This window comes from Clostridium sp. BL-8, from assembly GCF_002006495.1.
Taxonomy (GTDB): domain Bacteria; phylum Bacillota; class Clostridia; order Clostridiales; family Clostridiaceae; genus Clostridium.
The window spans coordinates 77,190-102,729 of the sequence record NZ_LZZL01000005.1 but is presented as its reverse complement, the minus strand read 5'-3'; the positions used below and the strand labels follow the sequence as shown (position 1 = coordinate 102,729).

At 30.2% G+C, this 25,540-nt stretch carries 20 protein-coding genes and 1 pseudogene; 19 read left to right on the top strand and 2 right to left on the bottom strand.

Annotation, left to right across the window (positions count from 1 at the left end):
• From CLOBL_RS02295 to CLOBL_RS02265, 7 genes and pseudogenes are all read left to right on the top strand, one after another.
• Positions 1 to 245 (top strand): annotated as a pseudogene (locus CLOBL_RS02295) (transketolase); the annotation flags it as partial.
• A gap of 211 nt (positions 246 to 456) precedes the next feature.
• Positions 457 to 1,080 carry a DUF4867 family protein gene (locus CLOBL_RS02290; RefSeq protein ID WP_077857521.1) on the top strand — a complete coding sequence of 208 codons (624 nt, stop codon included), beginning with the start codon at positions 457 to 459 and terminating at the stop codon, positions 1,078 to 1,080.
• A gap of 70 nt (positions 1,081 to 1,150) precedes the next feature.
• Entirely contained in the window at positions 1,151 to 2,632 is a 1,482-nt protein-coding gene (locus CLOBL_RS02285) for an L-fucose/L-arabinose isomerase family protein (RefSeq protein WP_077857520.1), read from the top strand.
• A gap of 307 nt (positions 2,633 to 2,939) precedes the next feature.
• A complete protein-coding gene (rhaB, locus tag CLOBL_RS02280) occupies positions 2,940 to 4,337 on the top strand; it encodes a rhamnulokinase (protein WP_077857519.1) in 1,398 nt (465 codons plus the stop codon).
• A 107-nt stretch (positions 4,338 to 4,444) separates the two neighbouring features.
• A complete protein-coding gene (rhaA, locus tag CLOBL_RS02275; RefSeq protein ID WP_077857518.1) occupies positions 4,445 to 5,701 on the top strand; it encodes an L-rhamnose isomerase in 1,257 nt (418 codons plus the stop codon).
• 353 nt (positions 5,702 to 6,054) lie between these two features.
• Complete coding sequence (locus tag CLOBL_RS02270) at positions 6,055 to 8,067, top strand: methyl-accepting chemotaxis protein (RefSeq protein ID WP_242953771.1); 2,013 nt, start codon at positions 6,055 to 6,057, stop codon at positions 8,065 to 8,067.
• A 60-nt stretch (positions 8,068 to 8,127) separates the two neighbouring features.
• Positions 8,128 to 9,390 (top strand): ABC transporter substrate-binding protein, encoded by a 1,263-nt coding sequence (locus CLOBL_RS02265; protein WP_077857516.1) that lies wholly within the window; start codon positions 8,128 to 8,130, stop codon positions 9,388 to 9,390.
• 68 nt (positions 9,391 to 9,458) lie between these two features.
• Here the strand turns inward: CLOBL_RS02265 and CLOBL_RS02260 are convergent, their stop codons facing one another.
• A complete protein-coding gene (locus CLOBL_RS02260) occupies positions 9,459 to 10,586 on the bottom strand; it encodes a glycoside hydrolase family 88 protein (protein WP_077857515.1) in 1,128 nt (375 codons plus the stop codon).
• Positions 10,587 to 11,069: 483 nt separating this feature from the next.
• Here CLOBL_RS02260 and CLOBL_RS02255 point away from each other — a divergent pair, with 483 nt between their 5' ends.
• Together CLOBL_RS02255 and CLOBL_RS02250 are read left to right on the top strand one after the other, a co-directional pair.
• Positions 11,070 to 11,909, top strand: a complete 840-nt coding sequence (locus CLOBL_RS02255; RefSeq protein ID WP_077857514.1) for a sugar phosphate isomerase/epimerase family protein — start codon at positions 11,070 to 11,072, stop codon at positions 11,907 to 11,909.
• A 644-nt stretch (positions 11,910 to 12,553) separates the two neighbouring features.
• Positions 12,554 to 14,095 carry an MFS transporter gene (locus CLOBL_RS02250; protein WP_077857513.1) on the top strand — a complete coding sequence of 514 codons (1,542 nt, stop codon included), beginning with the start codon at positions 12,554 to 12,556 and terminating at the stop codon, positions 14,093 to 14,095.
• A gap of 135 nt (positions 14,096 to 14,230) precedes the next feature.
• On the opposite strand, the gene rhaM is transcribed toward CLOBL_RS02250, so the two are convergent.
• On the bottom strand, positions 14,231 to 14,545 hold the full coding sequence (rhaM, locus tag CLOBL_RS02245; protein WP_077857512.1) for an L-rhamnose mutarotase: 315 nt from the start codon (positions 14,543 to 14,545) through the stop codon (positions 14,231 to 14,233).
• Between the two features lie 224 nt (positions 14,546 to 14,769).
• On the opposite strand from rhaM, the gene CLOBL_RS02240 reads away from it, so the two are divergent.
• The 10 genes from CLOBL_RS02240 (at position 14,770) to CLOBL_RS02195 (ending at position 25,081) form a co-directional block, all read left to right on the top strand.
• Positions 14,770 to 15,528 (top strand): DeoR/GlpR family DNA-binding transcription regulator, encoded by a 759-nt coding sequence (locus CLOBL_RS02240; protein ID WP_077857511.1) that lies wholly within the window; start codon positions 14,770 to 14,772, stop codon positions 15,526 to 15,528.
• Positions 15,529 to 15,991: 463 nt separating this feature from the next.
• The gene (rhaD, locus tag CLOBL_RS02235; RefSeq protein ID WP_077857509.1) at positions 15,992 to 16,810 is read left to right on the top strand and encodes a rhamnulose-1-phosphate aldolase; all 819 of its coding nucleotides are present in this window, start codon (positions 15,992 to 15,994) and stop codon (positions 16,808 to 16,810) included.
• A 234-nt stretch (positions 16,811 to 17,044) separates the two neighbouring features.
• On the top strand, positions 17,045 to 18,196 hold the full coding sequence (gene fucO, locus CLOBL_RS02230) for a lactaldehyde reductase (RefSeq protein WP_077857508.1): 1,152 nt from the start codon (positions 17,045 to 17,047) through the stop codon (positions 18,194 to 18,196).
• 390 nt (positions 18,197 to 18,586) lie between these two features.
• The gene (locus tag CLOBL_RS02225; RefSeq protein WP_077857507.1) at positions 18,587 to 19,537 is read left to right on the top strand and encodes an ABC transporter ATP-binding protein; all 951 of its coding nucleotides are present in this window, start codon (positions 18,587 to 18,589) and stop codon (positions 19,535 to 19,537) included.
• Positions 19,506 to 20,204, top strand: coding sequence for an ABC transporter permease (locus CLOBL_RS02220; protein ID WP_077857505.1), 699 nt, complete (start codon positions 19,506 to 19,508; stop codon positions 20,202 to 20,204). The genes CLOBL_RS02225 and CLOBL_RS02220 overlap by 32 nt, the downstream gene beginning before the upstream one ends.
• An 11-nt stretch (positions 20,205 to 20,215) precedes the next feature.
• Positions 20,216 to 20,806 (top strand): TetR/AcrR family transcriptional regulator, encoded by a 591-nt coding sequence (locus CLOBL_RS02215; RefSeq protein WP_077857504.1) that lies wholly within the window; start codon positions 20,216 to 20,218, stop codon positions 20,804 to 20,806.
• A gap of 451 nt (positions 20,807 to 21,257) precedes the next feature.
• Positions 21,258 to 22,244, top strand: a complete 987-nt coding sequence (locus tag CLOBL_RS02210; protein WP_077857502.1) for an efflux RND transporter periplasmic adaptor subunit — start codon at positions 21,258 to 21,260, stop codon at positions 22,242 to 22,244.
• Positions 22,245 to 22,259: 15 nt separating this feature from the next.
• Positions 22,260 to 22,913, top strand: a complete 654-nt coding sequence (locus CLOBL_RS02205; protein WP_077857501.1) for an HlyD family efflux transporter periplasmic adaptor subunit — start codon at positions 22,260 to 22,262, stop codon at positions 22,911 to 22,913.
• A gap of 8 nt (positions 22,914 to 22,921) precedes the next feature.
• The gene (locus CLOBL_RS02200; protein WP_077857500.1) at positions 22,922 to 24,469 is read left to right on the top strand and encodes a DHA2 family efflux MFS transporter permease subunit; all 1,548 of its coding nucleotides are present in this window, start codon (positions 22,922 to 22,924) and stop codon (positions 24,467 to 24,469) included.
• Positions 24,470 to 24,574: 105 nt separating this feature from the next.
• A complete protein-coding gene (locus CLOBL_RS02195; RefSeq protein WP_077857499.1) occupies positions 24,575 to 25,081 on the top strand; it encodes a GNAT family N-acetyltransferase in 507 nt (168 codons plus the stop codon).
• Positions 25,082 to 25,540 lie beyond the last annotated feature (459 nt).

Below are 25,540 nucleotides of genomic sequence, written 5' to 3'. Positions count from 1 at the left end.
GTTTTGAGTTATTTGATGCTCAAGAGGAAAGCTATAAAGAGTCTGTAATGCCAAAGGCAGTAAGAGCAAGAGTTGCGGTAGAAGCCTTAACAAGTTTTGGATGGCATAAGTATGTAGGACTTGATGGAGAAGTTATTTCTCTAGATACATTTGGAGCATCAGGTAAAGCAGAAGAATTATTTAAAATGTTTGGCTTTACTGTAGAGAATGTGGTTGAAAGAACAATTAAGGTTGTTTCAAAATAATTAGTACTCAATCTATAAATATATTGAAACTCATCTGTATTACTATAGCTAAAAAGATATGTATAAGAATTGTAGTGTAAAAAAGTGTGAAGAAATAAGAGTTGTATAAATGATAAAATATAAGAATTAGAGAAGTAGTTAAAGTATATTTATAGATTTTGTTATAAAATGTGTATTTAATATTGAATATATGTGAGAAGGGAAGATTAATATGGTTATTAAAAGTGTTACTGACAAAGCATTTAAAAAGTATGGACAAGTACTAAAGAATTATGATTGCACAGAAATAATCGAAAAAATGAAAAGTACACCATTACCAGATGATGTAATATATGAACCATCAATTGAAGAGCTTGAGAAATTAAGCATTGCTAAAGAGTTACAAGATAGAGAATATGGTGAGCTGCCAATACAAATAGGATATTGTAATGGTAATAACTATATGTTAAATGCAGTTGAATATCATCGTTCATCAGAAATTAATATAGCAGTAAACGATCTTATCCTATTAATAGGTTCTCAGCAAGATATTGAAGACGATTACTCATATGATACATCTAAAATTGAAGCTTTTAAAGTTCCAGCTGGAACTATAATTGAAGTATATGCAACTACACTTCACTATGCACCATGTAATGCAAATGAAGATGGATTCAGATGTGTTGTTGTTTTACCAAGGGATACTAATTTACCTTTAGAAAATGAAATTTCAAAATCAGGCGAAGATGCATTACTATTTGCAAGAAATAAGTGGTTAATTGGACATAAAGATACTGACCTAGGCGAGCAAGGTGCATTTATAGGCTTAAAAGGAGAAAATATTTCGTTAAAATAATCAATTAGTGATATATAAAACAAAAATAAAGTTTTGAAATAAAATATATATAAAAATGGAGGAATTAAAAATGAATAATACACCAAAAGTAAAATTAGGAATTGTTGCTGTAAGTAGAGATTGTTTCCCAATGGAATTATCAAATAATAGAAGAAAGGCTGTAGTAGAATCTTATAAGAAAGTTTATGGAGATATTTATGAATGTCCAACAGCTATCGAAAATGAAAAACACATGCAAAAGGCATTAGCAGAAGTTAAAGAAGCTGGTGTAAATGCTCTCGTAGTATATCTTGGAAACTTCGGACCTGAAACTCCAGAAACTTTACTTGCTAAAGAATTTGATGGACCAGTTATGTTTGCAGCTGCTTCAGAAGAAACAGGAGATAACTTAGTTGGAGGACGTGGCGATGCATATTGTGGAATGCTTAATGCAAGCTATAATTTAGCTCTTCGTAATATAAAAGCATATATTCCAGAATATCCTGTTGGAACTGCAACAGAAGTTGCTGATATGATTGCTGAATTTGTACCAGTTGCAACAGCATTACTTGGTTTAAAGAATTTAAAGATTATTTCTTTTGGTCCAAGACCTCAAGATTTCTTAGCTTGTAATGCACCTATTAAGCAATTATATAACTTAGGTGTTGAAATAGAAGAAAATTCAGAACTTGATTTATATGCAGCATTTAATGCACATAAAGATGATTCAAGAATTCCAGAAGTAATGGCTAGTATGGAAGAAGAATTAGGTGAAGGAAATAAGATGCCTGGTATTTTACCAAAGCTTGCTCAATATGAAATCACATTATTAGATTGGATGGAAGAGCACAAGGGTTCAAGAGAATTTGTTGTATTTGCAAATAAATGCTGGCCATCATTCCAAACACAATTTGGTTTTGTACCTTGTTATGTAAACAGCCGTTTAACAGCAAGAGGAATTGCAGTATCATGTGAAGTTGATATTTATGGAGCTTTAAGTGAATATATTGGAACTTGCGTAAGTCAAGATGTTGTAACATTACTTGATATTAACAATACAGTACCAGCTGATATGTATGAAGGAGAAATAAAGAGTAAATTTAATTATACATTAAAAGATACATTTATGGGATTCCACTGTGGTAATACAGCAGCTTGTAAATTAACAAAAGGTACTATGAAGAACCAAATGATTATGGCAAGAGCATTAGAACCAAATCAAGAGCCAAATATAACTAGAGGAACATTAGAAGGAGATATTGTACCAGGAGAAATTACTTTCTTTAGATTACAAAGTAATGCAGATGCAGAACTTACAGCTTATGTAGCAGAAGGAGAAGTTTTACCAGTTGCAACACGTTCTTTCGGTTCTATAGGAGTATTTGCAATACCTGAAATGGGAAGATTCTATCGTCATGTATTAATTGAAGGTAGATATCCACACCATGGAGCAGTTGCATTTGGACACTTTGGAAAAGCAATTTACAATTTATTCAGATATTTGGGTGTACAAAAAGTAGGATTCAATCAACCAAAAGGTATGTTATATAAAACAGAAAATCCATTCGAGTAATAGGTTGATATAATAAAGCAAATAAATAGAAAATACAGATTATAAAATAAAGGTCTGATTTCAATATTTAATTGGAATCAGACCTTTATTTATTTTTATCTAAAATCCCTTAAATATAGTGCTTTGTGATAGTTATAAAAACTAAAAGAGAGCAAAACTATTTTTGTTTTGAAAGATGATAAAAAAATAGATAAAATTGCAAATAAGGATAATAAATTAAACAAACCTAGATATTAAAAATGACTTTCGCAAGCAATATAATTTAAATATAGTTTAGATAAAATAATAAATAAATAGGAGGAAATGTATGGATTATTATTTAGCCATTGATATTGGGGCATCTAGCGGGAGACATATATTAGGTTCAATAGAAAATGGAAAGATAAATCTAGAAGAAGTATATAGATTTGAAAATGGAATAACTAAAGTAGGAAATGAATATTGCTGGAATATTGAGCAATTATTTAAGGATATAAAAAATGGAATTAAAAAATGCAAAGAGATAGGAAAAATTCCAAAGAGCATAGGAATAGATACCTGGGCAGTTGATTTTATTTTATTAGATGAAAACGATAAGATACTTGGAAACGCAGTTGCTTATAGAGATGACAGAACAGAAGGTATGATGAAAGAAGTCTTTAAGATTATTCCAAAGGATGATTTGTATTTGCATACAGGAATTCAGTTTCAAAGGTTTAATACAGTGTATCAACTACTTTCTATAAAGAAAAACAATCCGGAAATATTAGAAAAGGCAAAAACTTTTTTAATGATTTCAGACTATTTGAATTTCCTGCTTACAGGAAAGAAAGTCAATGAATATACTAATGCAACATCAACTCAACTAGTTAACTCTTTTGAAAGGACTTGGGACGAAGAAATCTTAGAAAAGCTTGAAATTAACAAAGAAATTTTCCAGGAAATAAAATTACCTAAAACAAGCTTAGGAAATTTAAGAAAAGAATTAGTTAATGAATTTGGATTTGATATGGAGGTAATACTTCCAGCAACCCATGATACGGGCTCAGCATTTATCTCATCTGTATGTAATGATAATGACAGCATTTATTTAAGTTCAGGAACATGGTCGCTTATCGGTGTAGAAAACAGGTTCCCAATTTGTGTACCACAGGCAATGGAGCATAACTTTACAAACGAAGGCGGAATAGATTATAGATATAGATTCTTAAAAAATATTATGGGACTTTGGGTAATTCAAGAAGTCAGAAGGAATAATCAAAACAAATACTCTTTTGCAGAACTTGTTGATTTAGCAAGAAAACATTCAGAGTTTGCTTCAATAGTAAATGTTGATGATGATAGATTCTTAAAACCAGAAAACATGATTGAGGAAATAAAAGCTTACTGCAAAGAGACCAATCAAAAAGTTCCAGAAGAAATAGGTGAAGTGGCACAGTGCGTGTTTAACAGTCTGGCTCATTGTTATAAGAAAGCTGTAGATAGTCTTGAGGAGATATTTGAAAAGGAATTTAAGAGAATAAATATCTTTGGTGGCGGCTGTCAAAATGATTTACTAAATGAATTAGTTGCTAAAGTCACAGGAAAAGAAGTACTGGCAGGCCCAGTAGAAGCTACAGCAATAGGAAACATTGTAGCTCAGCTTATAAGTAAAAATATTTTTAAAGACTTAGGAGAAGCAAGACAAGCTATCAAAGAATCATTTGATATTAAAGCATTTAAGTAAAACAAAAATAAATTTATATATGCATATAAGTTTTTTTAGTATAAATTATTCAAACAAACTAGTAAATGAAAATTTATAAAATTCTAATATAAACGGAGGAGTAAAAAATGAATATTAAAGAAAAATATGAATTAGCCAAAGAAGAATATGAAAAATGGGGAATTGATGTAGATAAGGTTTTAGAAGAACTTAATAAAGTTAAAATATCAATTCACTGCTGGCAGGGAGATGATGTTACAGGATTTGAAGTAAGTCAAAATGAATTGTCAGGTGGTATTGCTGCAACTGGTAACTATCCAGGGAAAGCAAGAAATGCAGAAGAATTAAGAAAAGATTTAGAGAAAGCCTTAAGTTTAATTCCAGGAAAACATAAGATTAATCTTCATGCTATTTATGCAGAGACTGATGGAGAAGCAGTAGAAAGAGACGAATTAAAACCAGAACATTTTAAAAACTGGGTAGAATGGGCAAAGAAAAATGGTTTAGGCCTTGATTTTAATCCAACAATTTTCTCTCATCCAAAAGCTTCAGATGGTCTAACATTATCTCATCCAAGCAAAGAAATAAGGGACTTTTGGATAAGACACTGCGTAGCTTCAAGAAAGATTGGGGAATACTTTGGAAAAGAACTAGGGCAGACTTGTTTAACAAATATCTGGATTCCAGATGGTTATAAGGATATTCCAAGTGATAGGTTAGGACCAAGAAGAAGACTTAAAGAATCTTTAGATGAAATTTTAAAGGTAGAAATAGATAAAAAGTATAATTTAGATTGTGTTGAATCAAAGGTATTTGGTTTAGGTGCAGAAGCTTACACAGTAGGATCAAATGAATTTTATCTAAATTATGCAGCTAAAAATAACATAATGTCATTAATGGATACAGGACACTATCATCCAACAGAAGTTGTTTCAGATAAACTTTCAGCAATGTTATTATTTGATGAAAAGGTTGCTCTTCATGTAAGCAGACCAGTAAGATGGGATTCTGACCATGTTATAGTTTTAGATGATGAACTTAAGGAATTAGCTAAAGAGATAGTAAGAAACGATGCTTTAGATAGAGTAATCATTGGGCTTGATTTCTTTGATGCAAGCATAAACAGAATTGCAGCATGGACAATTGGAACAAGAAATATGATAAAAGCGTTACTAAATGCAATGTTAATACCAAATGATAAATTAAGAGAACTACAGGATGCTGGAAATTTCACAGAAAGATTAGCACTAATGGAAGAATTCAAAACTTATCCAATGGGGGATATTTGGAATTACTATTGTGAAAAGAATAATGTACCAGTTGCTGAAAGCTGGCTCAAAGAAGTTAAAGTGTATGAAGAAAAGGTTCTATCTAAAAGAGCCTAGTAGATAAGAACAAAATGAATAAAAATTAGTTTTGAAAATAATATAGCATTTAACAATAGATATATTATTTAAAGTAAAATATAGCGTTTAACGCAATACAATAATTTTTAAAGTTAATAGACATATACTAGCTGCTCATGGTGGCTAACTAGCAGAATGCATTACAGGTTAGATAAATTAAATATAAATTGGGCTTTGTCAAAATAGAATGAAATATTTTGGCAAAGTTTTTTTAGACAATGTGCATGGGATATTATTCTAATAATAGATTATTAAAGCATAATGCTAATTATAACCATGCTGATAATAAGGGTTATCATAATTTAATTAACTATAGTTTAGGGGGAATTTTAATGGATATAAAACTTATGGCATTTAAGGAAGGGACGAATATAAAAAAGTCTTTAAAAGCTAAATTAATGGCTAGTTACATAGCAATAGCATTGGTATCAATAGTGCTGATTGCATCATTAACTTATGTTAATAATAGAAATATATTAACAAATAAAGTAGGAGAGTTATCTAAAGGTACAAGTGCACAGACTCAGTTAAACATAGATAATTATTTAGGTGAAATTGAAAATGCAACTTCTCTTATTTTTGCAAATGATAACATTTTAATATTTAATCCACTTGATAATAAAGCAGATCAGTTTCAAAAAGAGCAAGTATCAAAAGAAATAAGTGATTATTTATTATCTATAAGTCTGATGCAGAATTTTACTGATTTTGCACTAGTCTATGAAGATGGAACTACAATTGGTAAAACATCTGAAACCATAACTAATATGCATGACATGAAAGCATTATATACGGATTTAAAAAATCAAGTAGGTGGTAATAAGAGTAAAGCAAATTGGTTTACGGGTAAAGATGGGAACTACAGTAAATTATATTATGCAAAGCAGGTAAATGATAAAACGATGATGTTAGCATCAATTTATACAAGTGAACTTGATGGAATGCTTCAAAGGGAAGAAGATAACAGTGGAATTGTATTATCATTAATAGATGGCCAGGGGATAGCCATATATTCAACTGACAAGAATAGAATTGGAGCTAAGGTAAATGATGACATAGCTAAAAGCATAGATGGAGTTAATTCTAAAGTATTTGAATCAGGCAGCAATTTAATTACATTAAATACCTGCAGCAATGGATGGAGATTAATAGATGAAATTCCAAAAGGGTACATATTACATGAAATTCAAACTTCAGGAATACTTACAATAGTATTGACTATTGTGTGCATAATAATTTCAGGCATATTTGGATTATTCCTTGCAAGAAAAATAGCTAATCCGATTAATAATCTTGTAGTTAAGATGAAAGAAGCAGAAGAGGGAGACTTAACCGTAAAAGCTGATGTCTTTGGAGAAGATGAAATTGGAATGCTCAGCAAGAGTTTCAATTCAATGATTGGTTCTATAAGAAATTTAATTGAAGAAACCAGAAGCGTTTCTGAAATCGTTGTAAGAGAAGCGAAAGATTTGAAGGAAATATCAAGACAAACTTCTGAAATAGCAGAAGGAGTATCCAAGGCAATGGAAGGCATTGCAGAAGGTACTGTGGAACAATCAAATGAATTAGATGTAACATTAGGAATAATGGAAAACTTAGCGAGCAGTATTAATAATATAATATCTAATGTTTCAAATGTGACAATTATATCTAATGAAACTAAAAAGGTTGGAGATGAATCATTAAATATAGTTAAGGGGTTAGAGGTTAAAACTAAAAATAGTAATGAGGTAATGGGAGAAATAACATCAAATATCGAGGTATTAACTGAGAGCATAAAGGAAATAGAAAAAGTAATTGAAATGATACAAGGAATAAGTGAAGAAACTAACCTTTTATCATTGAATGCAAGTATTGAAGCTGCGCGTGCAGGGGAAAGTGGAAAAGGATTTGCAGTAGTTGCTGAAGAAGTAAAGAAGCTTGCAGAAGAATCAAGGAAATCAACAGAGAGCATAAGTAAAGTAATTAAAGATGTATATTCAAAAGCAAGCACTACTAAAAATCTCATAGATACTTCTAGAGAAGTATTTAAGGAGCAAAGTGAAGCTGTAACTTTTGCTAATAATTCGTTTATCAATATAATAAATTCAACTGAAAAGATAACTGGTGAGATAGGAAATATAGAAAGTTTAATGAATAAAATAAATCATGAAAAAGATAAAACTTTAGAATCAACAAATAGTATAAAATACATTACTGAAAATTCATCTGCTAATACAGAAGAAGTTTTGGCGGCAACAGAAGAACAGACAGCTAGTGCTGAAAACTTGGAAGAGCGTTCAATGAAATTAAGTGAAACTGTGAAAAAATTAGAAGACAGCTTAAGTATATTTAAGACAAATTAATTTTGGATTTTGGACGCAAGAATTATAAAAAAAATTAGATGTTTTTAGGAGGAAGTTGTAATGTATAAAAGAATTGTAGCAATATTAATGTGTTGTTTCACATCATTAAGTATATATGGATGCCAATCAAATAATAATAAAGATAAGTTAGAAGATAGTGTAACCATAAGATTTTCATGGTGGGGTGGAGAGAGCAGGCACGATAAAACTATGGAAGTTATACAAAAATTTGAAGAAAAATACCCTAATATTATGGTGAAGCCAGAGTTTGCGGAATGGACAGGTTTCAATAAAAAAATGAGCATGAACATAGCCGGAAATGAAGAGCCAGATCTTATGCAAATAAATTATGACTGGCTTGAAGCATATTCTAAAGATGGATCAGGATTCTATGATTTGAACTCAGTTTCAGATGTTCTAAAATTAGATAATTATTCTAAAGAGATATTAAAATATGGTACTAAAAATAATGTGTTAAATGGTATTTCAATTTCTATGAATAAGCAGGTCTTTTATTACAATGAAGATTTAGCTAAAAAATATGGAATTGAGAAATTTAATACTTGGGACGAGCTTTTAAATAGCAGAAGTAAAATTTCAGATGAAAATGAATATCCATTAGAACTAGATGATGTTAGTGCATGGTCTCTACCTACGGCTTATGTTCAGGAGAAGACTGGAAAAGACTTTATAAAGGATGATGGAACTCTTGGATTTAATGAAGAGGACTTGAAAGATCTATTAACATTTTATAAAACTCTTGTAGATAACAAGGTAATCCCAGCTACCCTTCACAAAGGCGCCAATGATTTAAGTGATAATAAATCTGTCGCAGGTTTTTCATGGACTTCAGATGCGACTAAAATTGAAGGACTAATGAAGAAAAACAATAAAGGAGCTGGATTTAGTAAATTGCCATCTGTTGATGGAAAAACAAGTTTAAGCTATGTAAAACCATCAATGTTATATGCTATAAGTAAAAATACAGAGCATCCAAAAGAAGCTGCTTTATTATTGAATTTCATATTAAATGATGAAGATGCAGCTAAGGTTTTAGGTTTTGATAGAGGGGTACCATCAAGCAGTACAGCTATTAAAGCATTAGAAGCCGATAATAAACTGTCAGGACTGCAATATGAAGCCAATAAAGAAGATAGTAGTGTAAAGGAAGTATTGATAAGCCCATACTATGAAAACACGTTAATTCAAAGTGTATGTATAGATGCTCTAAATAAAGTTGGTTATGGCAAAACCAGCCCAGAGCAATGTGCTAAAGAAACATATGATAATCTGAATAGAACACTGGATAATATTAGAAAATAATAATAAAAGAAAACCTCATTCTCTTTATTTTTAGAGAATGAGGTTTTTGAATAATTAGTAATTAAAAACTAACAATCTACGTGGTTAAGAGCTTCAACGAGAGCCATTATAGTTAGTGATTGACCATAAGCCATAGGAGCTATAATAATATTTTTGTAATGTTCTTTATTATAGCCCATTCCTGTACCGCCAGATACATTTAGCACAGTACCATCTTTAGCTATGTTGTTACAGATTGCTTCTATAGCTTTTTTACCAACTGGTTTAAAGGAATCATCTAGTATTCCAAGTCTTATTCCTGTTAATATACCGGCAGCTATTGCAGCAGAACCAGAAACTTCTTCATAACTAGTAGGATCATCAATGACTGTATGCCATAATCCTGATTTTGATTGATATTTAGCTAATGCATTTACTTGAGCTTTGAAGGTATCAACTAAGAATTTCTTTAAGCCAGGATTCATTTCACCATCAAACATATCAATATAATCTAGGATGCCAAATGTAAACCATGAATTGCCTCTGCACCAGAAAATTTCACCGAAGTTGCTGTTTTCATTAAAGCTCCATCCATGAAAGAACAATCCAGATTTTTTATCATACAGATATTTTATATGAATAAGTACCTGGTGAATTGATTCATCAATCCAATCCTGCCTATTATATTTTTGTCCCATTTTATTTAAGAATAAAACGGTCATAAATAAGGTATCGATCCACATTTCACTTTCATTTAATCTAACACCTTGTCTGTCTCCGTTTGCGCTAGTCACATGCTGGAAGCAGCCTTCTTTAGTTCTTGGGAGACAATCAATAAGCCAGTCAGCCCATTTCAAGCAAAGGTTTTCAAATTCTTTATTAGGACTTGTTTCTAATAAATTTATTAGAGTTAATAAAGGTGCTGTTGTATTAATATTTTTGGATGGTAAGCCATTATCTATATTTGTTTTATACCAATTATTTAAAAAGTCTAAATACTTTTTACTTTTATCATGTTTATCTAACTTTAACAATCCATATAATCCAACACCTTGTGGCCAATCCCATTCTTGAATTCCAAAGTCTCTTGGAAACATTCCAATAGCTTCGCCGCCATCTTTAGTTAATTTTTCTTCATCAGCTGGACGATCTAAGTTTATGAGTTTATCAACTACTAAATCAAGCTTTGCACGGATTTCTTTTTCTGTTAATTTCATTATATATCACCTCATATATTTTATTGCTAGAAAGTATTATGGAATATACTTTCTATTTTATATTCTAATAGTAATTATTATAAAATCGAGAATATAATATCAATCAATAAATAACTGATTGAATAAATATAGTTTTAATGTAAATGTATAAGTTTGCAATCATTAGTATGATTTATAAATTTATTATAGAATTAAGATTATTTTTGATCTCAATATAAATTATACATCACAAAACAAAATAAATCTACATAAAACAAAAGCAAAAGAAGAAAATATTAGTGATATATCGATGAAATATTCAAAGAGTATTAGTCGCAAGAAAAATATAATCATTGTAAAAATGGGATATAAGCTGGATAGGTATATCAATATAAAAATATTTTGATTTATGTTGAATTTGAAAAGAAATACACAAAAAGGTGTTGAGTTTTAATTGGACGAGTTATATAATTAAAACTATCATTTATGGAAAGGAAGAATATTATGAGAATTGGAATTAGAGGACATGATATTGGAAACTATAGACTAGATCAAATAGGGCAGATAATGAATGATAAAAAGCTTAAAAGTGTACAATTTGTAGCAAAGAAAATAATATCAGAATTTGAGGTAACAAAAGGAAGTATGACACCAGGAATGGCTCAATATATTAATGAAACATTTCAAAAGTATGGAATTAATATAAGTATACTTGGATGTTATATTAACTTAGCAAATCCAGATGACAAAGAACTTAATGAATTATTAGACACGTTTAAGGAACATATACGCTTTGCAAAATACCTGGGCTGCAATATTGTGGGTACCGAAACAGGAGCTTTAAATAGAGAATATATTTATACAGAAAAAAATAATACAGAAGAAGCTTTTCAAAGATCATTAAATTCAATAAAGGTTCTTGTAGAGGAAGCTGAGAAATTTGGGGTTTCAGTTGGGATAGAGGGAGTTACAAAACATGTGATGAACACTCCAGAGAGATTAAAGAGGGCACTAGATAGTGTTAAATCAAATAATCTGCAAGTGATTTTTGATCCTATTAACTTTATAGATGAAAGTAATTATGAAGGACAAGATGAAATAATAAAGAAAGCATTTGAATTGTTTGGTGAAAAAATAGCAATAATACATGCAAAGGATTTTGTTTATAAAGATGGAAAGGTGCAGCAGGTTTCAATAGGAAAAGGACAATTTAATTATCCGCTGTTATTATCCTTAGTCAAAAAAAGAAAACCTTATATAGATATAATACTTGAAGATACAGTACCGGAAGATTTGGATTCAAGTATAAAATATATTGAGGAAGTTTATAAAAACTTATTATAAATTTATATTTAAGGGTAGATTTAATTTTAATATATACACAAGAGTTTGGCATGTATAAAAGAGGCATGGGGAAATCCTAGGCTTCTTTTATTTTATATTAAAAGTTAAAAGCATTAAAAATATATAATGAATGAATAAGATGAATTGTAGTAAATGTTAAAAACAAAAGTATGACTAAAAATAAGTCCAAAATGATTGAAAAAAGATTATTCAAATATGATTTTAAAGATAAAACTAACACAAACAAATAAAAACAAAAGAAAATACAAGAAAATATATTGACTTTGTGTTGGAATCAAAGTAATATATAAATATAGAGGATGTAAATGTTTTAAGTAACCGATAACAAATTTAGGATACTTGGGGGGAATAGCTATGGTAGATAGAACTCTATAGGGAAAAAACAAATATATTGAAAGAATTAATTACATTTGATAATTCCATTAAGGTGTACAAGTTAAGTTAAATTTATGAAAAATAAAGAGCTCATATCAAATAATGTTATTTATGATTTATAACAGAGTAATCAGATATTTAATTTATTATAGTATGGTTAATTTTAAGCTTGTTTTTTATATTATAAAAACATTAACACTTAAATACTATGTAAAAAATAAAATTTATAATATATTTTAGGAGGAAATATGAGTAAGAAAGATGGAAAAATAAGATTTATAAATTATTTTTCTTATGGAATGAATGATTTCATAGGAGCAGGAGCATTTGCATTAACAAGTGCATGGTTATTATATTTTTATACAACTTTTTGCGGATTAACACCAATTCAAGCGAGTTCAATATTTGCATTGGCCCGTATAGTAGATGCGGTAGCAAGTCCAACAATGGGATTTATAACAGACAACTTCCACAAAACTGCACTTGGAAGAAAGTTTGGAAGAAGAAAATTCTTTTTACTGGCAGCAATACCTTTAATAATTGTATATTCAACTATTTGGATTAGTGGTTTCTCTTATGTTTATTATGTTGCGACTTATATAGCATTTGAAATTGTCTATACAATGGTACTTATACCTTATGATACTTTGGCAGCAGAAATGACATCTGATTTTAAAATTCGTGCGAAACTTACTAGTGCGAGAATGTATATTGCTCAATTTTCAGCTTTTCTAGCAGCGTTTTTACCTGGAAGACTTATAAATGCATTAGGAAAAGAATCTCCACAGTCGTTCTTGATTGCTGGTGGAATCTTTACTGTAATATTTATATGTGTTTTAATTCTTGTATACACATTTACTTGGGAAAGGTCTTTAGAAGAAATAGAGATATTGGAAGGAAGACATTCAAAAGAAAAATTATCATTTGGACAAAATGTAATGAAAATTTACATAGATTTGATTACAACTCTTAAGATTAAAACTTTTAGAGCTCATTTAGGAATGTATATTGGAGGATATTTAGCACAGGATACATTTAATGCGGTGTTTACTTATTTCATAGTATTTGCTTTATTTAAAGGTGCTGTTGTAGCATCAAACTTACTAGCACTAATGTATATATTCCAAATAGCGGGAGTTGGTATAGCAACTTATTGCACATTGAAATTAAGTCCTGGTGGGGCATTTAGAGTTGTATCACTAATATTCTTTGCAAGTATTATAGGATATTTAATAGTATATAAAACAGTTCCTGACAGTCTTGTTGCATTATATATTGTATCAGCTGTAGCTGGACTTGGAAGAGGTGGAATAAACTTTGTTCCTTGGAATAACTATACTTTTGTTCCTGATGTAGATGAAATAGTGTCTGCTGATAGAAGAGAAGGTGTATTTGCTGGATTTATGAGTCTTTTACGTAAAGCTTCACAAGCACTTGCTGTTTTCTTGGTTGGAGTTGTATTACAAGAATTCAACTTTAAATCTGGATCAACAACAGCACAACCTCCAGAAGCATTAACAGCTATGGCAGTTATATTAATAGCAGCACCAGCAATACTACTTATATATGGTATAATATCATCATATAAATTCAAAGTATCTCATAAAACACATGAAATACTTAAGAAAGAAATTGCAAGATTAAAAGATGGTGGATTAAAAGAGGATGTAGATTCAGAAACTCGTGAAACAGTTGAGGAATTAACAGGATTAAATTACGAGAATGTATGGGGAAATAACAAGGTGGGTTATAGAAACTGGAGAAGATATAAAGAAAATCAAAAAGCTTAAATAATATAGGATTATATAATATAGCAAGAAAATAGCCTGCACCAAGAAGTGTAGGCTATTTTCTTGCTGTATATTTTAAAATTGAAATTAAAGTCACTTTGGTCACTTTTGTTTATGAAAGTCAAACTTTAATAATTACTTTAAATTAAATACCTTAGATAATTCTATAGATACAGGACTATTATCTGGATTAGTTTCCATTATATCTTTCATAAATTCCCACCATTTTTTGCAGGCTTCTGTTTCTGCAATTTGATCCCATAATTCTTCACTTTCCATTTCTACATAAGAAAATAAGTAATTGGTCTCTTTATCATGAAATATTAGATATGTCGAGGCTCCATGAGATTTTAATTCCTTTACAAGTTCTGGCCAGATTTCATTATGTCGTTTTTCATATTCTTCTTCCTTACCTTCAAATAATTTCATTTTAAAAGCTTTTTGTATCATAGCTATTCTCCTTCGAAAATAATAATATATGTACATTATATAGCTCTTCTTAAAAAATGGTCAATAATTAATTTTGATTTGTATTGTATTATCTGTGTTGATTTGGTATATTGGATATAAATTAATTAAGTATCAAATAATAAATATGTAATTTTAATTATTTGAAATATGATTTAAAATATAAATGTATGGAAGCTGTGAAATGAATAGAAGGAGGAAATAGGATGTTACCTAGAGAAAGGTTAGAAATAATAAAAGCAATAGCATTAAAAGAAAAAAAGGTATATGTATCGAAGTTAAGTGAAAAGTTTGACGTGACTGAGGAAACTATAAGAAGAGATTTAGAAAAGTTAGAATTACAAGGAATAGTAACTAGAAGCTATGGTGGTGCAATATTAAACGCGGAAAAAACCAATGAAGACATACCTTTTTATAAAAGATCAAAGACTAATATAGAAAGTAAGCAATATATAGCAGCAAAAGCTGTAGAATTTATCAAAGAAGGTAGTACAATAGTTGCTGATTGCAGTTCAACAGTTCTTGAAACCTTAAAGATGATTAAAAACAGAAATGATGTAACAGTCATAACAAATTCTATTGAGGTGCTTCAAGAATTAAATCAATCAGATTTAAATATTATATCAACTGGTGGTAGTGTAATACAACGTTCTTTATCATTGCAAGGTCCTATAACACAAAATACTATAAGAAAATATAACGTTGATATAGCACTTGTAAGCTGCAAAGGTATAGACCTTGAAAAAGGAATACTTGATTCAAATGAGGCAGAGGCAGAAATTAAGAGAACTATGATTAAACAATCTAATAAAGTAATATTATTAGTTGACCATTCTAAATATGATAAAACATCATTTGTAAAGCTTTTTGATTATGAAAATATAGATTATATAATTACAGATGAGGAACCAAAAGAGGAATGGATAAATTTATTGCATTCATATAATATTGAAGTTGTATTTTAATTAAAAACCTAGTGTAGAAAATGATCAGCTGTGAATTGTAAAAAATGATTTACAGCTGATCATTTTTTTTAAAATAAAGTCATATATCTGGATTGAACTAGAATAATCACATTTATGTTAAAAACATAAATACAAACTTAATAATAATGTTGAGTTGCAAAAAATATACAAATAGAAACAAAGAAAAACAACAAAAAACAATTGTGTTTAACTAAAAAATGAAGTATAATTAAAGAAGTTAGAGGGGATATATCTATTTGTTATTTGAGATAGATATAGCGCTCATGTCTATAAATAAAGGTTACGCGCATTTATCATCACACAATAACTTGTAATTTTTACAGAATTAATAAGTTTATTTGAAAAATTGAGAGTAATGAGAGAAATTCAAATGGAATTATCAGAATAAAGATTTAAAGCAAAAATCTAAAAATCAATTATAAATATGAAAGTAGGAGAAAGCATGGCAATAGAAGATATGAAATTTATAGAGAACTTTAAAAAAATCACCAATGATGCTTGGCTAAAAGGTTGGCATGAAAGAAATGGTGGAAACATAACTTATAGATTAACAGAAGATGAAGTAGTAGCAATTGGTGGATTTATTAATGAAGATTCAAAGTATACTCCAATTGGTGTAACTGTTAAAAATCTTGCTAATGAATATTTTTTAGTAACTGGAAGTGGAAAATTCATAAGAAACATGGAAATTTCATTAGAAGAAAATGCGGGAATAATTAAAATAGATGAAAAGGGAGAAAACTATAAAATAGTTTGGGGACTAAAGAATGAAGCAAAACCAACAAGTGAATTAGATTCACATTTAATGAGTCATTCTATAAAGGTAGAAAAAACAAATGGATCTCACAGAGTTATAATGCATTCTCATACAACTAATGTAATAGCATTGACATTTGTATTACCACTAGATGGAGTAGTATTTACTAGAGAGCTTTGGGAAATGGCAACAGAATGTCCAGTAGTATTTCCAAGTGGAATTGGAGTGGTTCCTTGGATGGTTCCAGGTGGAGCTGCTATTGCAGAAGTTACAGGTGAGCTAATGAAGAGCCATGATGTTGTTATTTGGGCACATCATGGAATGTTCTGCTCAGGAGAAACATTAGATTTAACTTTTGGACTTATGGACACAGTTGAAAAGTCAGCTGAAATTTTAGTTAAAGTATTATCTATGGGTGGAAAAAAACAAACTATAACTTCTCAAAACTTTAGAGATTTAGCAAAGGATTTTAATGTTACTATCTCAGAAGATTATTTAGGTTAATAGAGTTATTTGAGGCTAAGCTATGAAAAAATTTTTGGTATGAGCCTACTTCTCCGTATTCAGCAATAGCCTCAGATAACTTGTTAATATATTATAATATAAAAAATTACCCTTGAGAATTCTCAAGGGTAATAAAAAAATCTTCAATTAATAAATATATTTGGATAGATTTTTTTTATCCGAAAAGTTAATTATTTAACAATAAATTAAATATAAAAAGGGAGATTGATTTTTATGTCAAACAGAATGGTTTTAAATGAGACAAGCTATATAGGTGCAGGTGCTATTGAAAACATTATCACAGAAGCTAAAATAAGAAGGTATAAAAAGGCATTAGTTGTAACAGATAAAGATTTAATTAAATTTAATGTAGCTACTAAAGTAACAGATTTATTAAAAGTAAATAATTTGGATTTTGAAATATTTGATGAAGTAAAAGCTAATCCAACTATAAATGTAGTTTTAGCAGGCATAGATAAATTTAAAGCAGCTGGCGCAGATTATTTAATTGCAATAGGTGGAGGATCATCAATTGATACAGCAAAGGCTATTGGAATAATCATAAATAATCCTGAATTTTCAGATGTGAGAAGTCTTGAGGGAGCAGTTGAGACAAAAAATAAATGTGTTGATATTATAGCAGTTCCAACAACAGCAGGAACAGCAGCAGAAGTTACAATTAATTATGTAATAACTGATGAGGAAAAGAAACGTAAATTTGTATGTGTTGACCCACATGATATTCCAGTTATAGCAGTTGTTGATTCAGAAATGATGTCATCAATGCCAAAAGGTTTAACAGCAGCAACAGGCATGGATGCATTAACTCATGCAATTGAAGGATATATTACAAAGGGAGCTTGGGAATTGACCGATGCACTACATTTAAAAGCTATTGAAATTATTTCACGTTCACTTAGAAGTGCAGTAAACAATGAACCAAAGGGAAGAGAAGATATGGCTCTTGGACAATATGTTGCGGGTATGGGCTTTAGTAATGTAGGTCTTGGCATAGTTCATGGAATGGCGCATCCACTTGGAGCATTTTATGATACTCCACATGGAATTGCTAATGCGGTAATCTTACCATATGTAATGGAATATAATGCAGAGGCTACAGGCGAAAAATATAGAGAAATTGCTAGAGCAATGGGAGTTCAAGGTGTAGACAATATGTCTCAGGAGGAATACAGAAAAGCGGCTATTGATGCGGTTAAAAAGCTTTCAGAGGATGTTGGAATACCTAAGACATTAAAGGAAATTGGCGTAAAGGAAGAAGATTTAAAGGCGCTTGCAGAATCAGCTATGGCAGATGCATGTACTCCAGGTAATCCAAGAGATACAAATGTAGCAGAGATTTTAGAAATATATAAATCAATATATTAGGAACTATCAAATAAATAACAAGTCCACTTGCAAGGCTATTTTAGACTCGTTATTTATTTTCATGTGCCTTAAAATAAGAGTAATTTAAATTTATGAGGAGCTATTTCAATAACGGATTGAGATTCGTTATTGAAATAGCTCCTTTTTGGCCATTAAAAATAATTTCTATGATATCTCTTTAATTAAAACAAATCGGATATTATAGAGGAGTTTATATATTGAAGACAGTGAGCAGGAAATGGTCTCATAGATCAGGGATATAGTAATAATGATAAGAATAAATAAAAGAATATAGATATTTAGTATTGCGTTTTATAATTTCCAATGTTATACTTCAATTAAGGTACTGGAGTACCCTAATTGAAGTATAACATTGGAGGTGTCTACGTTTTGTCAATAATACAAACGAAGAAGTTAACAAAGAGTTACGGATCAAAAAATAGTGTTTATGATATTAATCTGACAGCTAATGAAGGTGAAATATATGGTTTTTTAGGATTAAACGGTGCAGGAAAAACAACAACAATGCGGATGTTGCTTAAAATGATTAATCCTACATCTGGTGAAATTTATTACTCTGGACAATCAATTTCAAAGCTGCCTTCTGAATTTTGGAATCAGGTTGGTTACTTAATTGAAACCCCACATGCTTATCCAAACTTTACTGTAGAAGAAAATCTTATATTATATGCAAAGCAAAGACTAATACCCGATTCAGAAATTAAGAAACGAATTGATAACATCTCACAGCAGCTATTGTTAGATAATTATCGTCAGGTTAAGGTAAAAGATCTTTCATTAGGAAACAATCAGAAAATTGGATTAGCTAAAGCGCTTATTCATAGGCCAAAAATTCTTTTGTTAGACGAACCAACAAACGGATTGGATCCGGAGGGGCTTGTAGTTGTTCGTAAATCTTTATTAGAAATGGCTAAAAATGGAACAACTATTTTTATTTCAAGCCATCTATTAGATGAGATGGAAAAGTTGGTAAGTCGAATTGGAATATTAGCACATGGATGTCTGCTACGGGAATTAAATTTTTCAGAATTTGAAACCTGCAGAGAATCCAAGCTTTACATAAAAACGGATGGCTCTGTAGAGAATCTTGCTGATTACCTTGCTACAAAAAACTTGCAATGCACACCAGTAAGTGAAGAGGAGATACTTGTTTCGGATATACATATTAACCAATATTCTGCTTTATTACATCAGTTAGAAAATCAGAAATTTAATCCAATGATTTTTCAATCTGTAAATGAAAGTTTAGAAGAATTTTTTCTTAGAACAATTAAGGGGGCAAATCATTATGAAACAGATATGGTCAATGACCAAAATTGAGTTTTATAAAATAATACGAGGTCATATACCAATTTATATTTTAGCTTTTTATAGCTTTTTGTTACTTATCCATATGCAGGATAAAACGTGGGAAGAATTTTTGAAAAATACTTTTTTTATGTATTCTACTGTTATTGGATTGATGGGTTTTGGTATTTTAAGCAGCTGGGTATTTGGTAGAGAGTATCAAGATCAAACTTTTAAAGATCTTTTATCATTGCCAATTTCTCGTACAAGTTTGGTATATTCAAAATTTTTTGCTTTAGGATTATGTTTTTTAGGCATAACGGTATTAGCAATTGGTGCGACATTTGCCATAGGCTTGAGCTTAGATTTGACAAATTTTGATGTGCTATTGACTGGAACTCTTCTAAAAAGGTTGGGGATAGTAACACTCTATAATTGTAGTCTTAGTTTTCTATTTCCTCTTATCGCCAGCATGACACGGGGAATTTTGGCTCCAGTTAGTACTTCATTTGTAGCTATAATTATAGCTGCCATTTTTGGATCACAGCCGTTAGGCCGTTATATCCCATGGACAATTTCTGGAATATATTTAAATAATCCTCAGCTTATTAATTGGATCAGTAAATTGACGATTCTTGTTATTTTATTTATTGGTGTTTATGGTACTATATTATGGTGGAATTATGTAGACCAAAAATAGGAGGTTGTATCATGAACAATAATGCTAGTCGACGCCGTGGCGCTATACTTGAAAATGCAATTTTAGATGAGGCTTGGTTATTGCTTAATCAAATTGGATATAGCAAATTGACAATGGATGACGTAGCTCGTGCTGCAAAAACCAACAAAAATGCTATTTATCGCCGATGGCCACAAAAATGTTATCTTATTTTTGCCGCTTTAAGCCGACATCTACCATCAATAGAATTAGAAGTCAGTGATCATGGTTCGCTAAGAGAAGATTTAATTGCCTTATTTAATGTTTTAAATCTATTTGAAATTATCAGACCCGATGATCTACGAGATGCGATTTTAGATATGCTTTCTAATATGACGCCTTACGATTTATTTAATGTTATTAACAACGGAAATGGTCTTCGTGAATCAACTGAAACTATTATAACGAGGGCTAATCAGCGCAAAGAGATTTCACTTTCAATAGATACTATTTCTGAAAAGGCTTTAAATTTACCAGCTATACTAATTATAAATGAGCTTGTTTTGCATGGAAGGATCACAGAAACGAATACTGAGGATATTATTGATAATATTTTACTTCCGATATATAAAGCGAGTAAATAATCTAATTGGGAAGAATAACATGGGACTTAAAATTAAGATTCCCTTGTTACTTCTTGTAAAGCAAAGAAATAGCTTCAGGGCATGAATACAATTAAATCATAAAACTTGTTAAAATTTTATGGAGAAGTTGGTAATGTGGCTAATTTGAGTTTAGAATAATGGAAGAAAAAATCTATTGATTTTTGGGCTGAACATTGCAAGTAAAACAAGGGCATATATATACGGCTAGATACATTTATTTTTATTTATTAGCATTATTATTAAAAAAGTGAATATATTTCATAAAAATATGTCTGTTAGAGGTTAGGTTGATGATGAACAAGTTAAAATTTTTATAGTAACTTTAAATGGAATCCTAACTAATTACATAAATTCAGTGATGAAAATTTAAAAGCTTAATGAGAATGAGAGTTCTTATCGATAATTAATTTGTTAAAGGAGTAAGTAATTTATGAAGAAATATGTTTTGTTAATTGTATTACCAGTGCTTATAGGAACATCTTTTTTTACAGGATGCGTCGCAAATAATAATAGAAATGAAAATGCTGTTCAAGCAGAAGAGGTTAATGAGCAAAAATCCATATATATCATGGCAGGAAAACTTGAAACAGATAATCAAGTAAATGTATCTTCAAAAATTTCTGCAAGAGTTTCAGATATATCAGTTAATGTAGGGTCAGTTGTAAATCAAGGTGATACTGTCATTAAACTAGATACTCAAGACTTGCAGGCTCAGGTAGATCAAGCACAAGCAGCAGTAAATACTGCAAATGCAAATTTAACTAATGCTATGAACAGTACACGTCCTGAACAAATAGAGCAAGCACAAGCAGCTCTGGATAGTGCTAAAGCAACTTATGATGCCTCTAAAAAGGATTATGATCGTACAAAAGCTTTAGTTGAGGCTGGTGCAGCTACAGAGGTGCAACTTGAAACTGCACAGCAGCAACTTACTTCTGCTGAGTCAGGGCAAAAATCAGCAGAGGAACAATTAGAAATGCTTAAAAATGGTGCTACAGAAACGAGTATAGATGTTTACAAGGCTCAAGTAAAGCAAGCTGAAGAAGCATTAAAAACAGCACAAATAGCATTAAATAACGGAGCTATTACAGCGCCTATTTCAGGGAAAGTTACTGTTAAAAATATAAATAAAGGTGAAATAGTATCACCTGGCAGCACTCTTATTTCGATATCTAATCCTGACACTTTATGCGTGAATGCATATGTACCGTTGAGTATTGCAAAAAATCTAGAAGAAGGACAAGCTGTAAATGTTAAAGTGTCGGAGATAGAAGATTCAGAATTTGAAGGAACTATATCAGTAATAAATTCAGAATTAAATACTAAGAGTAATAATGTTTTAGTAAAAATAATTTTAACAGATTCAATCGAACAATTGAAACCTGGCATGTTTGCCGAAGTTGGCGTGAGAAGTTAGGAAGGGATGATAAAAATGCAAGGGAAACGTAAAATAATAATTTTTTGTATAGCTATAGCTATGTTAATAACTCTTAGCGGAGTTGGGTTTTATTATTGGTATGAAAATGAGTATTTTGTTTCAACTGAAGATGCACAGGTAGCTGGAGATTTTATAGATATAACTCCAAAAGTTTCAGGAAGTATTCTTGAATTTAGTGTAGAAGAAGGAGAAACTTTAGTTAAAGATCAAATTGTAGGACACATAGATGAAGAGGGAATAGCAGATGAAAATGTTAATTCTTCTTTACTTAGAGCGCCAATTAATGGGATAATTATTAAAAAGGAAGCTGAGGAGGGGCAATATGTTCAGGCTGGATCTACGCTTGCGGTAATGGTTGACCAAGAAAAACTTTATATAACTGCTAATATAGAAGAAACCAAGGTCGAAAAATTAAAAGAAGGGCAAAATGTAGATATAAAAATTGATCAATTTGATGGGAAAGTATTTCAAGGTAAAGTTGAATATATAGGAAAGGCTTCAAATTCAGCATTTTCACTTCTCCCATCTTCTTCAGGTGGAACTTTTACTAAGGTTGTTCAAAAGGTACCTGTGAAAATTGAACTTGAGGAAAATGATGCTAAGCTTCTACCTGGTACAAATGCAGACATAAAAATACATATAAAGTAGGTGGGAGCATGGAAAATAAAAAAGAATCATCAGCTAAATGGCTTATTATGAGTGTTGTAATTATGGCAATTTTTATGGTAAATCTAGATACCAGCATTATTAATATCTCTGTTACTAAAATGATGCAGACCTTTAACGCATCCATAGATCAAATACAATGGGTTGTTAGTGCATATACCCTAACATTAGGAGTTGTAATTCCATCAACAAGTTATTTTGGAGATAAATTTGGCACTAAAAACGTATTTATTACTGCGTTAATTTTATTTACTTTAGGTTCACTATTGTGTGGGATTTCATGGAATGAAACTATAATGATAATTGCAAGAGTAATTCAAGGAATTGGAGGAGCTTGTATAATATCGCTTGGTATGACAATATTAATGACTACTTTTGATAAAAACGAACTTGGAATGGCAATAGGGGTAATGGGAATGTGTGTAATGGCAGCCCCAGCTTTAGGGCCAAGCTTAGGGGGATATATTATTCAAAATTTTAATTGGAGATTTCTTTTTTTTATAAATCTTCCAGTTGGAATAGTTGCCACAATAATGGCTATACTCATATTCAAAAAATCAGAACATAAGTCATCAAAGAAATTTGATATTATTGGATTTTTAACTTCAAGTATCGGAATGTCTTGCGTTCTTTATGTACTTGGGAAAAGTGATTTGGACTGGAACGATATAAAAAATATCGTGCTTATGATTGTTGGGTGTTACAGTCTTGTAATATTTGTTGTGAATGAATTACTTATTGAAGAACCTATGCTTGATTTAAAACTATTGAAAAATTACACCTTTTGTATGAGTAATATTATCATGAATATTGCAATGTTAGCTCTTTATGGTGGTGTGTTTCTGATGCCAATATTCCTTCAACAAATAAGGGGACTTGATTCAATGAATACAGGTTTGATTTTATTTCCAGAAGCAATAGCTACAGCCATTTCTATGGTCTTATACGGGAAAATTGGTAATAAATTTGACGTTAGGTTATTTGCTGTATTTGCATTAATTTTGATAGGCATTAACAGTTATAGTATGTCAAAAATTACTTTGGATACACCTAATATGACGATTATGATTTTATTAATGATTCGGGGATTTGGTGTCGGATTTCTTATGGCACCTGTTCAAACAGTAGGTTTTAGTGGATTACCAAAGACTGCAATGTCAAACGCATCTGCTTTAACTAATACAGTAAAACAGGTAGGGACTTCCATAGGAGTTACAATTATCACAAGCGTTATGCAGCATAGAAATGTGATTGATTACTCTAACTTAGCATCTCAAGTGACATCTTTTAATAAAAATAGCATGAAATTATATGAAATGCTTCAAGGGGTGTTTATTAAAAGCGGGATGTCAGCAGGTAATGCTCAAGGAATTGCTTTAAACAAAATGTTTGGAGAAATTGCACTTAAGGCACAGCTCCAAGCTCTTAATGATACCATGCTTGTTATTTCAATAATTACTGCTATTGTAATTATTCCAACACTTTTATTAAAACAAGGTAAACAAGAAGAAATAAAGGTAATAAAGGCAGAAGGATAGAAACCTAAAAATAATATTTAAATTAGAAGTAAAGTGAGAAATATATTATAAATAACATTTAACTTATCTAAAATATTAAAAGTAAAAAGATGGAGGTAGAGATAAATGAAAGACATTGAGAAAACAGTAAGTAAAGTTAATTTTAAGAGAGCTACAGAAAAAGATATTCCAATTATATTAGATTTTATAAAACAAATAGCAGCTTATGAAAAAATGCTGGATAAAGTAAAGGCAACAGAAGAATCACTAAGTGAATCCATATTTCACAATAATAGAGCAGAAGCATTGCTTATAGAAATGAATAAGGAATTTGTAGGATATGTTATATACTTCTTTAATTTTTCAACATTTGTTGGAAGAGAGGGGATATATATTGAAGACTTATATATAAAACCGGAATATAGAAGAAACGGAATAGGTAAAAAGGTTTTTGAGGTTTTAGCTCATGTAGCAAAAGAAAATAAATGTGAAAGAATTGAGTGGACTTGCTTGGATTGGAATGAGCCGTCTCTTAATTTTTATAAAAGTATTGGGGCAAAACCAATGAGGGAATGGATTATTCATAGATTAGATAAGGAAGCTATAGAAGAAATAATTAAAAATGAAAGTTAACATTAATAGTATATTTTGATTAATAAATTTTATTGTCGTAAAAGAATATAAACTTTGCATGATACTTAGATTATGCAAAGTTTTTTTGTTATTTATTTGATTGTGCCTTATTAGAAATTAACAAAAAATAAGCGTATCAAAAATAAATTATAGTGTGTGATAAAAACTATGAGTGTGTAAAAAACATTTGTGTTAATAGAGGAGGACTTTGAAATAGAAGTTATAGTTAACACTTTAAATTACACGCTTATTTGGCATGAGTATTGCTTTAAATACTTATAGAGATAATAAAAATTTTTATAGTTTAGGGATAAGCTTAGTTCAAAATGTTTCGAAAATTCCATTATGACTGTTTATGAATTATTTTGATTTATATTGAATGATAGACTGAATGTGAGTTATATTATAAGAATAAACATGAATTTTTTTCAAAAATATTACATATACAAAGAGGCATTT